The organism is Enterobacter cloacae complex sp. 2024EL-00711 (assembly GCF_047529885.1).
Taxonomy (GTDB): domain Bacteria; phylum Pseudomonadota; class Gammaproteobacteria; order Enterobacterales; family Enterobacteriaceae; genus Enterobacter; species Enterobacter ludwigii.
Map to the genome: position 1 here is coordinate 261,795 of NZ_JBLIZC010000005.1, position 15,542 is coordinate 277,336.

The window sequence follows — 15,542 nt, forward strand, 5'->3', positions numbered from 1 at the left end:
CACCACGAGATACTGTATAAACATACAGTAGCATGTATTCATAAAAAGAGTGAAGCAAAAAATCAGAACCATGCGAGGTATGTACATGATATCGATGAAGATTAGCGAATCCCTTTGCTTATCAGATGCGTTAAATACCTTATACGTTCAAGGATTTTCCGGGCCTTTTGCTGATAAGACGGTGCCGCAGGAAATAGCGATCCGTCTGCAGATCCCCGGCACCATTTGTCGTTAAAACGGCTAATGCCCCCCGCCATAAGATGCAGGGCTTCCCCCCGGCTGATCGTTATTCCGGTGGCGAGCCGTATCTCATCAATCACTCTCTCTGCCACTCCGTTCTGCGGATCCTTGTCATAGACAAAGGGAGTCTTTGCAACCGGTCTGGGGAGGGTTATGCGTGCGGCTAACGCGCGTCTCGCACGCCGGCTGAGGGGTTGAGAGACGTCGCGCACCGTACAGTTATTGACAGAACTCCAAGAACGCGCAGCGGTGCCGTTAAGGTCAACGGCCAAATCAACGGCACGCTTCGGCACAATTTTCCACTGCGCGAGCCGGGTCAAAATCGGCGAGCCCGGGCCGAGTGCGGTGTCGTAAACGCCGCGAATACAGACTCGTTCTTCGCCGTACTGATTGTATTCGGCACGGGGCTCATACAGCGTGCGCACCTGATACGCATCCCGACGAACAAACGGTCCTCCCTGTGCATTGACGTATCCTGCCCAGTCTCCGGCGTCCGCGGCGTCATGCGCTGCCGCAAATTCTACGCTCAGACCGTGTGCGGCCTGCGTATCAGTCAAACGGCGCAGCTCACGGTAGACGGTCACCGGTGCACCGCCGATAAACTGAAACTGACGGATATGCCAGCGCGCCGCCCAGGCCGAAACAGCAGATGCAGTCACTTTAAGCAACTCGCCGCTTTCGTGATCTGTCTCGCCATCAAGGGCATAGCCGTCGATATTCTTGGAGATGTATTTAGCGATATAACCGGTGGCACTGCCCTTTTGCGGGTCTATAGCTTCAGCGTGAAAGCGAGCTTTTCTGGCGTTATCGCTTTGCAGTTCAAAAGCGTCTTCCTCCTGTGTGTATTCCTCCATAATGCGGCGAACGCGCTCAACGTTTTCGGGCAGCATGAACATCAGCATGTGCCAGTGAGGCGTACCGTCATGGTGGGGTTCAGCAACGCGGATGCCAAACAGACGAATCGCCTGCCGGTGGAGTTTTGCCCGGATCCGCGCCCACAGTTTTGTCAGGTAGCTTTGTGTATCCGCAGGGCTCGCCCCGTTCCATTTACCGTTACGATAGCCGGTGTTCAGGGTGGCGTGATATTTCGACGGCGCGGTTAAGGTATAGAACTCGCCCACATAGCCAAGCTCATGGCAGATATTTTCAAACCCGCGAATGCGGGTCATCAGTTCGCAGCGACGTATCGCGGGATTGGCCACCGAGCCATCGTGCCTGGCAATCAGGCTTATACGGTTGCCCTCTTCATCCTCCAGTTCCAGACCTTTAAGAAATTCACGCGTGCGCCGCTTCTGTTCACGCCAGTCAGTGATGCAGCGTTTACTCGCATAGGCAGACTTCTTTTTGCTGACGTTTCCGAGTGCAATCTGCACATGCTCACGCCAGGCGGCCGCCATGCGACGCAGTCGTCCACGCCACCAGTCTTCGGAAAACATGCGGATCACCGCTGGCGCAATGTCCTCTTTGTTAAAGAGTATCTTCGACACGCGCTCCCAGTGAGGAGGCAGTACATTGAACTGGCGGGTGATTAATCCAGCGCGCTGATACCAGACATGAAGGGTTTGAAATTCGCCGAGGCCAGCGTCATTGATATTCGCCAGCTCGGAACGAATAAAGCCAGCGATGTCAGCGGCCAGCAAATCAATATCGGCGCGGGACATATCCGGGAGACGGTTGAAGCGGGCAATCAGCGTAACCATCCGCGATGCAAGATATTGCGAAAGCGGCGTGTCGAAGTGCCCACCAAAAACGGCGGTGGAGACGTTACGGTCAACACCTGAACAGGCATACCGTGCCGAGACCTGCTGCAGACGTGGTAATACCCTGTTGCAGAACCGAATCAAAAAGGCATTGGCTCGCAGGCTGCCCTGATGGAGTTCAAGAGCATCAACCGTGCGCCAGACGCCAAAACGCACGCAGTCAGGCTGCAGAGCGAGCGCTTTTCTGGCTTGCTGCAGCGCCGCGAACAGACGGTCGCGACGCTGTAATTGGGGGTGAGTCAGGTAGGGGCTGGCAATAGCCGATCGGGGTTCATTCCACGGATAAGCAAATGACATCACCAACTTATCCTCTCCGGAAATGTTTGTTTTTCAGCTCCGTTATCTCCTGGCAGGTGACGCATAAGGCCACTCCAGGTAACGCCTTTCGCCGCGCCTCAGGGATGGGGATGTCGCACTCCTCGCAGGTAAAACGCGAGGGCGATGCGCATCGCTGGCGGGCGCTATTAATATGACGTTCGCGATCTTCAAGCTCACGCTCCTGCGCCAGATCGATAAAATCGGCCATCAGTGCAGCTCCTGGGATTCGCGTTCGTAACGGGCAGCCTCGTGACACAGCAGTTCCGCTGCGTCTTCGCCACACATTCCGGTCTTATAGATGTGACTGGCTAAAGCCTCCAGCCGCAGGGAGACGGCGAGTGCGAGTGCCCTGCGCTCCTCCATCTTCGCCTGCACCAGCAGGTGCTGGAGTTCCTCGCGCCCGTTCAGAAAAGTGCGGTTTTCGCTATTTCGCATCACTCATTCTCCTTAATTCAGGCAATAAAATGCCCGGCGGGTTTACGCCATTACGTTTTGGGGTGGATTAAAGCGGCATGGTCAGCCGTTCAGGAAATAAACTCACGACTGCACGGAAATGATTCATGGCTCCGATAAGCGCTCTTTTCTCCTCAGTCGTCAGCTCATTGATACCGCATTCGTGACGGGCGGCGGGTAATTTAGCCAGGAAAAAGATGGCGGCCAGCGCCCTGTTATTCTCTTCAAAACAGGGATCGCGCTTATCACGCATCTCGGCCAAAAACCGCGCCAGCGCTTTCTCGTTATCGCCCCAGTACCTGGCACGCAGTTCGGCCACGTGATTAAGCCCGGAAAGACGTGCCCCCACCTTGAGTGGGACCGTTGCACGTGTCGCTTCTATTGCCATAACGTCCCTCGCGTTGATTCACACTGTGTGAATTACTCACCCGTAACGGGTTGAAAACGGGATTGGCCTACGCGTTACGCCGCTTTCCAGCGCAGCGAACTGCGCCAGCCTAACGACAGGGCTGGCACTTTGATGATTGCGATTTCAGAAGCCATGTTGCATGATTCCCATTTTGATAATGTCTGCAATCATTAGCCTCTGTTTGCCAACGTCTGCCGCTGATTGCCCGAATTCGCATTGATACTAATACCCAATTGAGCATTAGTAAATACCCAAAGGAATATATTTTGATTTTAGATTCTCAAGTGAATAATGAAGAGTTACTCGATAGAATCTGTCAGGTATATGGTTTTACCCAAAAAATCCAGCTGGCCCGGCACTTCAATATTGCCGCCAGTTCCCTTCAGAACCGCTACGCGCGCGGCACCATCTCCTACGACTTCGCGGTACAATGTGCACTGGACACAGGGGCCAGCCTGCGCTGGTTGATGACCGGACAAGGTGCTCAGTTTGAAGGTAACCCTGCACCTGGCGATCCCGTTGCTGTTGTTACATTCACTCTCAGTGATGGTCAGCTGGAAGAAAATTCCACTTTGAGTATCGATTCACATCTCTTTAGCAAACCGCTCACTCGCGGTATCGCAGTCCGGTCTGAGGCAAAGCTCCACTTTGTTGAAAAAGGGGCGTCATTAACCGACGGGCTATGGCTGGTTGAGATTGAAGGCACTATCAGTCTTCGTGATTTAACCCTGCTGCCGGGGAAAAAACTCCACGTCGCGGGCGGCAAAGTCCCCTTTGAATGCGGTATCGATGAGATAAAAACACTGGGCCGTGTGGTGGGCATCTACAGCGAGGTGAACTGATGGCGGGTCGTATGGTACGTATGGCATCATTCGATTTCGCTATGCAGGGCATTCAGCCTTAGGTATTCCTTCAGGACTGGCAGAACAAGAACCGGGGCCAACGCTCCCCCGCCAGCCTTTCGGCTTCCTGTTCGTGCCACTCTTCTTCACAAACCCTAAAAACTAAAGAAATCCCCCATCGCGCCGATCATCATCCGTGTGTATTATTTCCTGTAGCGTTTACAACAATTAACCTTAACTCAAATACTTAAGCGCCAAAGCGAAAGGCATCATGAGCACACCGATCAAACGGCTAGAAATCATAAAAAATGCGATTGAGCTGGAAGACGACGACATCATCCAGAGCCAGCTGACACGGCTGAAAAATGAAGCGTTTGACGATGAGCTACAGGCAATCGTCGCGGCGCTTGAGCAGAAAAACTATACCGTTGCCATGGCGGCGATCGCTGCCTGGCTACAGGGCCAGCGCGCCATGACGCAATGGCGTGACCCGCAGGTGGCGGCCAGCAAGATGGAGCTGAAAGCGCTGGAAGAGCGCCTCAGGGATTTGATTGACCGTCGCAATGCCCGCGTGCAACAGCTCGATGAATTCAACGATCTCTATTTCTCACGCCTCGGACCTCTGATGCAGCAGATCCTCGCCCTGCGTAAAACGCTGGCGGAGCTGAACCTGCGACGTCAGCAGGCGGAGGCGCGTCGACGTGAGGAAGACTACCGTCGCTGCCAGCGCTATATGGCGCAGGCGGTGGAAGTGCTGGCGATACTGACCCAGCGCTGGCGCGATCTGCCTGCGGATTCCGTACAGGCCGCCGAGGCGCGTAAGCAACTGCAGCAGCAAAGCAATCTGATTGCTAACCTGCTGGCCGAAGCGCTGGAACTGGAGAGTGGCTTAACGCGCGAAGAAGAGCCTGCACGTCAGGCGCGCGACGAGGCCAATGAAGAGTACGAGAAATACCGCGAGCAGCATCACGATGCCGAAATGCGTCTGCGTAAAGGTAAGAACCTCTCCGAGGAAGATCAGAACGAACTGAAGCGTCTCTGGCGTCAGGCGAGCAAGCTCTGCCATCCGGACCTGGTCGCTGACGATCTGAAAGAAGAAGCCAACGCGATGATGGTGCAACTCAACCAGGCCAAACAGCGTGGTGACGTTAAAGCCATTCGTTCGCTGGTGGCACGTCTGCAGCAGGGCTTTGAGCCGCTGATGGCCAGCGACAGGCTGAACGATCTGGAACGTATCCGCAAAAAAATGGCGCAGGTTCGCGAGCAGATTGACACGTTAGTGAACGAGCTGGCGGAGCTGGAGAAAGAGGAGTCCTGGCTGCTGGTCTCGTCGCTAAGCAATATGGAAGCCTACTTTGCCCAGCAGGAGAAGGCGCTGCACGACGTTCGCGCCTCGCTCGAACATCAGGTGAGCGAAGCGCAGCTGGAGTCCGCAGCCTGATTATTTAGCGTGCCAGTATGCACTGGCACGCACCAGCTGCTGGTCGATTGCGTCGGTTTCAAACTGACGGCTCAGGTTTTTCACCACCTTCCCTTCCCCGGTCAGCCAGATAAAATAATCTTCCGCAGGCACCGTCAACGCCGCCAGACGCTCGGCCACCGCCTGTTCGCTGTGGCCGACAACCCAGGTGATGTTGAACGCGGTCAGATGGGCCAGATAGTCCTGATACGACGCATCTCGGACCGTCACCACCGCATGAATGTCCGGGCGAACCGGCAGTGTTGCGATGCTTTCCAGGCGACGACGCAGCGCGGGCATGCCGGATTCATCGCACACGTACAGTTGCCAGGCATAATCTTCCGGCACAACCAGCGAACCGCGCGGGCCACCAATCGTGAGCGTGTCACCCACTTTTGCCTCTGTCGCCCAGTGACTTGCAACGCCGCCATCGTGTATGAAGAAATCGAGCACCAGCTCATGCCGTTCGGCATCGTACAGGGGTGTATAGTCTCGCGCCTGCGGACGCACACCGTCGCCCCAGTCGATACCTTCATCGGTAACAACCGGTGGTACAAAGGTCGCCCCCGGGGCCGGGAAAAACACTTTTGTGTGGTCGTCGAAACCGCGAGAGCTAAAGCCCTCCAGCGCCTCGCCGCCTAAAACAATGCGCTGGAAACCTGCGCTGACACGCTCAACGCGAAGCACGTCCAGCTTGCGAAAACGGAGATCATTACGAACACGTTGTGGGTAACGGGTGGATGTCATGGTGAGACCCTTCTCAGGTGAATACGATATATCTAAATTAATTTTAAATGATAATGATTGCTAATCAGAAAGAATGCAAGATCTTTTAGATTGCATCTGAATATATCTAAGATATAGTTTAGATATATCAATTTGAAGGGATGAGTATGCGAAACGAACACGACGGCGGCGGACGCCGACCACGCTTTTTTGGTCACGGCGATCTGCGTCTGGTGATACTGGATATCCTGACCCGCAACGCGAGCCATGGCTACGAGTTGATCAAGGCGATCGAGAACATGACGCAGAGGAACTACACCCCAAGCCCTGGCGTTATCTACCCAACCCTCGATTACCTTCAGGATCAGACCTATATCACCATCACCGAAGAAGAGAATGGCCGCAAGAGAATTGCGATTACCGTGGCCGGTCAGCAGTGGCTGGATGAAAATCAGGAGCAGCTGGCGCAAATTCAGGCGCGTATTAAAGCGCGCTCCGTCGGCTTCCAGCTGAGAAAAACCCCGCAAATGAAGCGGGCTCTGGATAACTTCAAAGCGGTGTTAGACCTGAAGGTGAACCAGGGCGAACTCAGCGATGCGCAGCTTAAGCAGATCATCGGCGTGATCGACCGCGCAGCGCTGGAGATCTCCCAGCTGGATTAAGCCAGTACGCGATCGCTCACGCGGAAGACGCGGACAAGGTCTTTCAGGTGCATCGCCTGTTCGTTCAGGGACGCTGCTGCCGCGACAGACTCCTCCACCAGGGCGGAGTTCTGCTGCGTGGTGGCATCAATCAGGCCAATCGCGCTGTTAATCTGCGAGATCCCTTCCGTCTGCTCATGGCTGGCCTGGCGGATCTCACGCAGAATGACGTCCATCTCTTCCACGTTGCCGACCATACCGTTAATCAACTCGCTCGCTTTCTCGACCAGGTTCATCCCGTCCTGCGTCTGGCTGGTAGAACTTTCGATCAGCTGACGAATTTCACTGGCAGATGACGCACTCTTCTGCGCAAGCTGACGCACTTCGCCCGCCACCACCGCAAAACCACGACCGTGCTCGCCCGCACGTGCCGCTTCCACCGCCGCGTTCAGCGCCAGAATGTTGGTCTGGAAAGCGATGGCATCGATCAGGTCGATGATGTCGGACATCCGGTTAGAAGTATCGTTAATCAGGCGCATTTTGCTGGTGACCTGCTTCATCATCTCGCCGTTGTTTTTGACCACCATGGCAGCGTCCGCCGAGAGGTGAGTTGCTTCTCCGGTGTGTGAGGCGGTGTTTTTTACCGTCGCCGTGATCTGCTCCATCGAGGCGGCGGTCTGTTCAACAGAGCTGGCCTGCTCTTCGGTGCGCGCGGCAAGATCCTGGTTCCCCGCGACAATCTGCGCGGCGGCACTCGAGATATTCTCCGAACCGGTCTGGACCTGCTGCACAATGCCCAGCAGACGCGTTTTCATCTCCATCAGCGCATGCAGCAGCAGGCCGGTTTCGTCTTTACCGTGCGGCGTGATGCTGCCGGTCAGATCGCCTTCAGCAATGGCTTTTGCAAAATCCACCGCCTGGCCCAGCGGACGCGTGATTGAGCGCACGATAAACCAGCCAATCAGGCTGCCGGTCGCGACGCTAAAGAGCGTGATCAGGATCAGCAGCAGGCGATTCGATTTGAAATCGCCCTCGACCTGCACTCCTGCGCTTTGCATTTCCTGGTTCTGAATCGCGATCAACGCCTGCACGTTGGCTTTATAGGCCTGCTGTAGCTTCAGGGTGTTGGTCATCATCTCCTGAATAGCGCCCGCCCTATCGTTATTCTGCACCGCCTGCAAAATGCGATAACGCGAGTCCAGATACTGCTGACGCACGCCGCGTATCTCAGCAAGAACCCGCTGTGATTCAGGATCCTGCAGCGCAGTATTCAGCTCGCCGAGGATCACCGTAATCTGTTCGCTGATCGCTTTAAGACGCTGCTGTGACTGCGCTGTATACGTTCCCTGTTCATCCAGTAACATCAGCTGCTGAGTGCCAATAAATTCCTGGAAGTTGTCGATTAACTGGTTCGCTTTTACCGTGGTCGGATAATCACGGGTAATGATGGATTGCATTCCGTTGTTCGCCCGGTTCAGGCTTAGCAAGGATAAACTCGCACTGACCACCATCAGGACAATAAAGAATCCAAACGCCAGAAATAATTTCGTGCCGATCTTTACGTCATGTAAGAACATATTTTCTCCATCGATGTGATTATTTCTCAGACGATCACCGTTATCGGTAACGAAACCGCTAACTTTATGACTTTGATCGTTTTTTTATTTCATAACCACAACAATGGATAGGTGTAGGCTATTAATATCCGTAAATCGATCGTTACACCACCCTCTGATGAGGCATTTTCAAAATAGCATCGGGGAAAACGGACTTAGGCTGGGGTAAATATCTGATGTGCTTTCTTTAGTTATTTAATATAAAGTTAACAACAAAAGACATTAATAATTACATTCAGAAAAAATAAAGCCGCTTATTCCTGATGAAATAAACGGCTTTCTGGAACCTTACTGGCTCAATGGAGCACGGTTACCGCATCCTTAAGACGCCCGGCGCGATGCTTCACCATTGCGGATATGTGGGCACTTTCCTCAACCAGATCGGCATTTTTCTGCGTGATGCTGTCCAGCTCGGCCACCGCACGGGTGAGCTCTGACAAGCCGGTAGCCTGTTCAGAGGTCGAGTGGCTGATCTGCGCGATAAGCTGCGTCACGTTTTTCACCTGCTCGACGATATCATCCATTGTACGGCCGGCGGCATGAACCTGATCAGAGCCGGACTGCACCTTGCTGGCGCTGGCATCAATCAGCTTGCGAATATCGTTGGCTGCACTGGCGCTACGGCTGGCGAGATGGCGCACTTCGCCGGCGACAACCGCAAAGCCTTTCCCCTGCTCACCGGCTCTTGCCGCCTCCACCGCCGCATTCAGCGCCAGAATATTGGTCTGAAACGCGATGTCGTTAATAAGGGAGGTAATCGAGCCAATCCGCTGCGTGCTATCCGCGATGTCATCCATGGTTTTCACCACCGTCTGCATCGCGTTTCCGCCTTTGGTCGCCGCGCTGCTGGCGGCCACTGACAGCTTGTCCACTTCGGCGGCGGTTTCTGAATTACTCTGCACGGAGGCGGCCATCTGGTTCATTGTCGCCACGGTCTGCTGCACATTGGCCACGGTCTGACGCGTCCGATCGTTCAGATCTTCATTCCCCTTTGCCAGCCTGTCGCTGCCATCACGCACGCTCACCACCTGGCTTGAAACATCGTTAATCAACCAGCGGCACATCAGCCCCAGTTGCCCTACCGCACGCAGGGTCAACCCCAGCTCGTCGCTGCGGTTCAGGTGCTGCACGCTGTTGCGCTCGCCGGTGGCGACTTTCAGCGCCTGACGCGCCACGTTTTCGATCGGACGAACAATCTGCTGCTCGAACAGCAGCGTGCCCAGCAACATGACTACCGCGGCGGCAGCCAGCGAGTATGCACCCGCTGAGGTGGCCACCAGCGTGGCAGCCAGCACCGCAAACAGCCCCGCCATCACGCTGCGCACACGCCAGCGCAGCGGCATAGCCGGAAGTTTCCCCAGCCAGCCTTTCCTTACCACCAGTCCTTTATGTATACGTTTCTTGCAGCGCCCGTCATTCAGAGCCCGATAGAGCGGCTCCACGCCAGCAATCTCTTCTGCCGTGGCTTTGGTACGAATCGACATATAGCCCGTCACCTGCCCGTGACGCACCATCGGCACCGCATTGGCGCGCACCCAGTAGTGGTCGCCATTTTTACGTCGGTTTTTGACAATGCCGCTCCACGGCTCGCCCTTTTGCAGGGTGTACCACATATCGGCAAACGCCGCTTTTGGCATATCGGGGTGGCGCACCAGATTGTGCGGCTGGCCTATCAGCTCATCAAGCTGATAGCCACTCACCTGCACAAAGGTGTCGTTGGCGTGGGTCAGGTAACTGTGGATATCGGTGGTCGACATTAAGGTGGTGTCATCGTCCAGAGGATATTCATTCTGGGTGACAAAGGTTGGAGCGGACATCGTGAGCATCCCTTGCAGGTTATTTGAATGTTAATTTTGTGGATTAATGTTTTTTCGGCGGTAAAGAATTTATCTTTAGTTGTTAAAGTTGATAGAGATCGCAGATTTCACTTAAACCGCACTTTTTGTGAGATTTTATAATTCATTGATTTCAAATACTTTCGTAGAGAAATTACCTGCAGAGTATGACGCGTTAACGCCCACTTAAGTCGCAGCGTCTGCACCCTATAAGTGCAATGGCCTCTAAATCGCACCTTCCCAGGCCTTTTCCGCCGTACCGCTAAATCCCGTATCGGTTATATCGGCATGATTAAATTTTGCGCAACACAATGTTAACCTGGTGTTTATCCTGATTTTCGTTAAGGCATCTGAAGTGGCGTAAACCCTGCAATACTTAATCCAGTATCATGTGATACGCGATCCCCGGGAGCACATTTTGAACAGGTTACCTTCCAGCGCCTCGGCTCTTGCCTGTACCGCGCACGCACTGAATCTCATTGAGAAGCGAACGCTTGATCATGAGGAGATGAAACAACTTAACCGAGAGGTCATCGATTACTTTAAAGAGCATGTCAATCCAGGGTTTTTGGAGTATCGCAAATCTGTTACCGCCGGCGGGGATTACGGAGCCGTAGAGTGGCAAGCGGGAAGTCTTAATACGCTTGTCGACACCCAGGGACAGGAGTTTATAGATTGCCTGGGTGGTTTTGGAATTTTCAACGTGGGGCACCGTAATCCAGTTGTGGTTTCCGCCGTACAGAATCAACTTGCGAAACAACCTCTCCATAGCCAGGAACTGCTCGATCCGCTTCGCGCTATGCTCGCGAAAACGCTCGCGGCCTTAACGCCCGGCAAACTGAAGTACAGCTTCTTTAGCAACAGCGGCACGGAATCGGTCGAAGCGGCGATTAAACTCGCCAAAGCGTACCAGTCGCCGCGCGGCAAATTCACGTTTATCGCCACCAGCGGCGCGTTCCACGGAAAATCCCTGGGCGCACTGTCGGCTACCGCCAAATACACCTTCCGCAAACCGTTTATGCCGCTGCTGCCGGGCTTCCGCCACGTGCCGTTTGGTGACATTAGCGCTATGCGCACCATGCTGAGCGAATGCCGTAAAACCGGCGACGACGTGGCAGCGGTGATCCTGGAGCCTATTCAGGGTGAGGGCGGCGTGATCCTGCCCCCGCAGGGCTATCTGCCTGCCGTGCGTCAGTTGTGCGATGAGTTTGGCGCACTGCTGATCCTCGACGAAGTCCAAACCGGGATGGGGCGTACGGGCAAGATGTTTGCCTGCGAGCATGAGAACGTCCAGCCGGACATTCTCTGTCTGGCAAAAGCGCTGGGCGGCGGCGTGATGCCGATTGGCGCGACGGTGGCGACCGAAGAGGTCTTCTCGGTGCTGTTCGATAACCCGTTCCTGCACACCACTACGTTTGGCGGTAACCCGCTGGCCTGCGCGGCCGCGCTGGCGACCATCAACGTGCTGCTGGATCAAAACCTGCCTGCACAGGCGGAACAGAAAGGCGATATGCTGCTGGACGGTTTCCGCCAGCTGGGCCGGGAATATCCGGATCTGGTGCAGGATGCGCGGGGTAAAGGGTTGCTGATGGCCATTGAGTTTGTCGACAACGAAATCGGCTACAGCTTCGCGAGCGAGATGTTCCGCCAGCGGGTCCTGGTTGCCGGAACGCTCAACAACTCGAAGACCATTCGCATTGAACCGCCGCTGACGCTGACGGTTGAACAGTGTGAGCAGGTGCTGAAAGCGGCGCGTAAAGCGCTGGCAGCCCTGCGGGTAAGCGTGGAAGAAGCGTGATATCCCCTCCCCCTCCTGACGGAGGGGGCGTTTTTAGCGGTGAAACTCCGCCACCGTCATGGTAAACCGCAACACATTTTCGCCCTCATTCGCGTAGCCGTGTGCCGCTTCCGTTTTCGCCACCGCCGAAGCGCCTGCCGCCACCTGCGTCACCGTCTCTTCCACCGTCAGGGTCAATCCACCCTCAGTGACATGCAGCAGCTCAAACGTTCCCGCCGGATGCCCCGGTGAGGTAAAACGCTCCCCCGGATGCATCACCCACTGCCAGAGTTCAATCATATCCGGGCCAGACGTGCCCGCGAGCAGCCGGGCATATCCGCCCTGTGGGCCCTGCCACAGAACCGGGATCGCCGCTTCTTCTATGACGTGCACCCGCGGCTCGCTGGAGACGTTAACGATATCCGCCACCGAAACGCCCAGCGCGGCAGCCAGCTTGCAGAGAATGGCAATGCTGGGATTCGCCGCCCCTTTTTCAATCTCCACCAGCATGCCTTTGCTGACGCTGGCGCGGCGTGAAAGCTCATCCAGCGACAGTTTTTTCTCTTTGCGCCAGTTGCGAATGCGGGTGGCGACGGCCAGGCTTACCTGGGCGATATCGGCACCCGAATCGGTCATTATATTGACTTTATCAGTCATTGGTCACTACCATAGTATAAAACAGTCAATACAGGATTATTTATGTCTCTCGTTACGCCGTCAATAGACCCGCGTCTTACCGGGATTGCCCCCGGCTTTCGGGCGCTGAGCATTCTGGTTGAAGCCGCCCCGATAACCCAGCCGGACGTGGCCTCTGCCGCGCTGGCACAGGCCTGCCAGCAGGTCCTCACTGATGATGTCGCCTGGGCGGAAGCGCACCTCAGCGCCTGGGATGACGTGTTCAGAGCGTTTGGTACGAAACCGAAACGCACGCCCTGCTCGGCATCGGCCCTGCGTAAGCGAGTGCTGAAAGAGGGCGCGCTGCCCCCGCTCGATCCAGTGGTCGATATTTACAATGCCATCAGCATTCGTTACGCCATTCCCGTCGGGGGTGAGAACCTTGCCGCTTATGCAGGCGCACCGCGTCTGACGCTTGCCGAAGGTAATGAACCGTTTGATACCCTGAAAGAGGGCCAGCCGGTTATCGAATACCCGGATGCGGGCGAAGTTATCTGGCGCGATGATATCGGCGTCACCTGCCGTCGCTGGAACTGGCGCCAGGGCGTGCGTACACGTCTCGATAGCCAGGCGCAACACATGTGGTTTATTCTCGAAAGTCTGCCGTCGATGCCGTTATCGGCGTTGCAGGAGGCTGGCGATGAGTTAGTCAGCAACCTGCAGCGGCTGATGCCGGGCTCCACTGCTCACCTTCAACTGATTGAACTCTAAAAGGATAAGCGGATGTTTCACGGGTTAAGCGCATTCCCTCTGACGCCATTGCTAGAGGGGAAATTTGATGAGCAGGCGTTTGTGCAGTTGCTGCGCCCGCTGGTGGATGCCGGTGTCGATTCGCTGGGGATCCTCGGTTCGACGGGCAGTTACGCGTATCTGATGCCTGAAGAGCGCACGCATATCACCCGTTGCGCCGTGGCGCATGCCGACAACATTCCGGTGAGCGTAAGTATTGGCGCGCTTCGCCTCGACGATATTCTCCGTCTGGCGGATGAGGCGCAAAGTGCCGGCGCCCGCGGGGTGTTACTGGCCCCCGTGTCGTACCAGCGCCTGACGGCAGAGGAAGTGTTTACCCTGTATGAGACGGTGACCCACCGGATCTCTGTTCCGCTGTGCATTTACGACAACCCGGCCACCACCGGGTTCGAGTTTAACGACGATTTGCTGTATGCCGTGGCGGCGCTACCGAACGTCAAATCCGTCAAGCTCGGGCGCATACCGTACGATATCGCCCACATGCGCGCCCGTCTTCCTGAAAACGTCACCCTGGGCATCAGCGGCGACTGGCGGGCGGCGTCAGCCCTGCAGGCCGGGTTTGATGTCTGGTATTCGGTTATCGCAGGGCTGTATCCGCAGACGGCACTGGCGATTGCACGAGCCAAAGACACCGCAGCCTCTGACCGGCTGGCACCGCTGTGGGCGCTGTTCCGCCAGTACGGCAGTTTGCGGGTGATGGCCGCAGCAGCAGAAATGTCAGGGAAAGTGGCCGCGCCTGCACTGCCGTTCCCGCTTGCGTCGCTGAGCGGGAAACCGCGCGAAACGCTGGCGGCGATCCTGGCGGAACTGGCCCTCGCCTGAGCATCGCCGGGCTAGCGTAAGCGCTACCCGGCGGTCTGTTACGCCGGCAACAACCCGACAAAACTGCGTTTTTTGCGCGGCTCTGACATCAGGTCCTCAAGCTTATCCACGCAGGCCAGATAGTGCGGGGTTTTCTTGTGCGCCAGCACCGCCTCTTCATCCTTGTAGGCCTCGTAGATAAAGAACCGGGTTTTCACGCGCGGATCCTGTAAAACATCAAAGCGCAGATTGCCCGGCTCCTGAATCGCCCCTTCGTGGTTAGCGCGAAACACCTCCAGAAACTCATCGACCCGCTCGGGTTTGATGTTGATTTCCACTAATGTCACGTTCATTTTGCTTCTCCCTGTTTCTCTTCCTGCCAGAACTGGAACGCGTCCCGCGCGCTCATGTTCTCATGTACCACTTTTTTAACCGCTTTCAGCATGGCCAGCGGGGCGCTGGACTGGAAGATATTGCGGCCCATGTCCACCCCGGACGCCCCCTGGTCAATCGCCCGCCAGCACATCTCCAGCGCGTCGTGCTCCGGCAGCTTTTTGCCTCCTGCAATCACGATCGGCACCGGGCAGCTGGCGGTTACTTTTTCAAACCCTTCGTCGACATAATAGGTTTTGACGAACTGCGCCCCCATCTCGGCCGCGATACGGCTGGCAAGCGAGAAATACCGCGCGTCGCGCGCCATCTCTTTGCCAACGCCCGTTACCGCCAGGGTCGGCATGCCATAGCGCGCACCGGCATCCACCAGTTTGATGATGTTGTTGATCGACTGATGTTCAAATTCACTGCCGATGTACACCTGCGCCGCCACCGCGCAGACGTTCAGGCGCAGCGCATCTTCCATCGCCACCGCCACGCACTCGTTGGAAAGTTCCCCTAAAATCGAATTGCCGCCGGAGGCGCGCAACACGACGGGTTTATTGGTGGCGACAGGCACCTGGCTGCGCAAAATACCGCGGGTGCACATCAGCACGTCGGTTTCCCCAAACAGCGGGGCGATAGAGAGATCGATACGCTCAAGGCCGGTCGTCGGTCCCTGGAAATAGCCGTGATCAAAGGCCAGCATCACCGTGCGGTTGCTTTTTGGGTTGAAGATGCGCGCCAGCCTGGACTGCATTCCCCAGTCCAGCGAGCCGCACCCCTTCAGGGTAAACGGCACGTTCTGCTGCGGTGTGCCGATGCCAAAATCTTTGCCGTCTTTGATGTCGTCTAAATCAGCCATTTG

Annotated in this window: 16 protein-coding genes; 6 read left to right on the plus strand and 10 right to left on the minus strand. The window is 55.9% G+C overall.

Annotation, left to right across the window (positions count from 1 at the left end; translation table 11 throughout):
* Positions 1-101: 101 nt before the first annotated feature.
* The 4 genes from ACMVME_RS15985 to ACMVME_RS16000 all read right to left on the minus strand — a co-directional run bounded on the left by ACMVME_RS15985 (position 102) and on the right by ACMVME_RS16000 (position 3,159).
* Positions 102-2,297, minus strand: a complete 2,196-nt coding sequence (locus ACMVME_RS15985) for a replication endonuclease (RefSeq protein WP_068795034.1) — start codon at positions 2,295-2,297, stop codon at positions 102-104.
* A 7-nt stretch (positions 2,298-2,304) separates the two neighbouring features.
* Complete coding sequence (locus ACMVME_RS15990; protein ID WP_044857473.1) at positions 2,305-2,526, minus strand: TraR/DksA family transcriptional regulator; 222 nt, start codon at positions 2,524-2,526, stop codon at positions 2,305-2,307.
* A complete protein-coding gene (locus ACMVME_RS15995) occupies positions 2,526-2,753 on the minus strand; it encodes a DUF2732 family protein (RefSeq protein ID WP_040018794.1) in 228 nt (75 codons plus the stop codon). Before ACMVME_RS15995 ends, ACMVME_RS15990 begins: the two co-directional genes overlap by 1 nt.
* A 67-nt stretch (positions 2,754-2,820) precedes the next feature.
* Complete coding sequence (locus ACMVME_RS16000; protein ID WP_014171697.1) at positions 2,821-3,159, minus strand: DUF5347 domain-containing protein; 339 nt, start codon at positions 3,157-3,159, stop codon at positions 2,821-2,823.
* 287 nt (positions 3,160-3,446) lie between these two features.
* On the opposite strand from ACMVME_RS16000, the gene ACMVME_RS16005 reads away from it, so the two are divergent.
* Both ACMVME_RS16005 and ACMVME_RS16010 read left to right on the plus strand, forming a co-directional pair.
* Positions 3,447-4,022 carry a phage repressor protein CI gene (locus tag ACMVME_RS16005; RefSeq protein WP_025202968.1) on the plus strand — a complete coding sequence of 192 codons (576 nt, stop codon included), beginning with the start codon at positions 3,447-3,449 and terminating at the stop codon, positions 4,020-4,022.
* A gap of 271 nt (positions 4,023-4,293) precedes the next feature.
* A complete protein-coding gene (locus ACMVME_RS16010) occupies positions 4,294-5,463 on the plus strand; it encodes a molecular chaperone DnaJ (RefSeq protein WP_020883594.1) in 1,170 nt (389 codons plus the stop codon).
* Here the strand turns inward: ACMVME_RS16010 and ACMVME_RS16015 are convergent, their stop codons facing one another.
* Positions 5,464-6,228, minus strand: a complete 765-nt coding sequence (locus ACMVME_RS16015; RefSeq protein ID WP_020883593.1) for a siderophore-interacting protein — start codon at positions 6,226-6,228, stop codon at positions 5,464-5,466.
* Between the two features lie 146 nt (positions 6,229-6,374).
* On the opposite strand from ACMVME_RS16015, the gene ACMVME_RS16020 reads away from it, so the two are divergent.
* Complete coding sequence (locus tag ACMVME_RS16020) at positions 6,375-6,869, plus strand: PadR family transcriptional regulator (RefSeq protein WP_068795035.1); 495 nt, start codon at positions 6,375-6,377, stop codon at positions 6,867-6,869.
* Here the strand turns inward: ACMVME_RS16020 and ACMVME_RS16025 are convergent.
* Together ACMVME_RS16025 and ACMVME_RS16030 are read right to left on the minus strand one after the other, a co-directional pair.
* Positions 6,866-8,425, minus strand: a complete 1,560-nt coding sequence (locus tag ACMVME_RS16025; RefSeq protein ID WP_068795036.1) for a methyl-accepting chemotaxis protein — start codon at positions 8,423-8,425, stop codon at positions 6,866-6,868. The two genes, ACMVME_RS16020 and ACMVME_RS16025, sit on opposite strands and share 4 nt — an antisense overlap.
* 335 nt (positions 8,426-8,760) lie before the next feature.
* The gene (locus tag ACMVME_RS16030) at positions 8,761-10,281 is read right to left on the minus strand and encodes a PAS domain-containing methyl-accepting chemotaxis protein (RefSeq protein WP_068795037.1); all 1,521 of its coding nucleotides are present in this window, start codon (positions 10,279-10,281) and stop codon (positions 8,761-8,763) included.
* Positions 10,282-10,717: 436 nt separating this feature from the next.
* On the opposite strand from ACMVME_RS16030, the gene ygjG reads away from it, so the two are divergent.
* Positions 10,718-12,097 (plus strand): putrescine aminotransferase, encoded by a 1,380-nt coding sequence (gene ygjG / locus ACMVME_RS16035; protein ID WP_414743457.1) that lies wholly within the window; start codon positions 10,718-10,720, stop codon positions 12,095-12,097.
* A 33-nt stretch (positions 12,098-12,130) separates the two neighbouring features.
* On the opposite strand, the gene ACMVME_RS16040 is transcribed toward ygjG, so the two are convergent.
* Complete coding sequence (locus ACMVME_RS16040) at positions 12,131-12,733, minus strand: helix-turn-helix domain-containing protein (RefSeq protein ID WP_020883589.1); 603 nt, start codon at positions 12,731-12,733, stop codon at positions 12,131-12,133.
* Between the two features lie 42 nt (positions 12,734-12,775).
* On the opposite strand from ACMVME_RS16040, the gene ACMVME_RS16045 reads away from it, so the two are divergent.
* Both ACMVME_RS16045 and ACMVME_RS16050 read left to right on the plus strand, forming a co-directional pair.
* Positions 12,776-13,462: a B3/4 domain-containing protein gene (locus tag ACMVME_RS16045; RefSeq protein WP_049023887.1), complete on the plus strand. Its 687-nt coding sequence runs from the start codon at positions 12,776-12,778 to the stop codon at positions 13,460-13,462.
* Between the two features lie 12 nt (positions 13,463-13,474).
* On the plus strand, positions 13,475-14,323 hold the full coding sequence (locus ACMVME_RS16050; protein ID WP_068795038.1) for a dihydrodipicolinate synthase family protein: 849 nt from the start codon (positions 13,475-13,477) through the stop codon (positions 14,321-14,323).
* Between the two features lie 38 nt (positions 14,324-14,361).
* Here the strand turns inward: ACMVME_RS16050 and lsrG are convergent, their stop codons facing one another.
* Both lsrG and lsrF read right to left on the minus strand, forming a co-directional pair.
* Positions 14,362-14,655: a (4S)-4-hydroxy-5-phosphonooxypentane-2,3-dione isomerase gene (lsrG, locus tag ACMVME_RS16055; RefSeq protein ID WP_020883586.1), complete on the minus strand. Its 294-nt coding sequence runs from the start codon at positions 14,653-14,655 to the stop codon at positions 14,362-14,364.
* The gene (lsrF, locus tag ACMVME_RS16060) at positions 14,652-15,539 is read right to left on the minus strand and encodes a 3-hydroxy-5-phosphonooxypentane-2,4-dione thiolase (RefSeq protein WP_014171710.1); all 888 of its coding nucleotides are present in this window, start codon (positions 15,537-15,539) and stop codon (positions 14,652-14,654) included. Before lsrF ends, lsrG begins: the two co-directional genes overlap by 4 nt.
* Between the last annotated feature and the right edge of the window lie 3 nt (positions 15,540-15,542).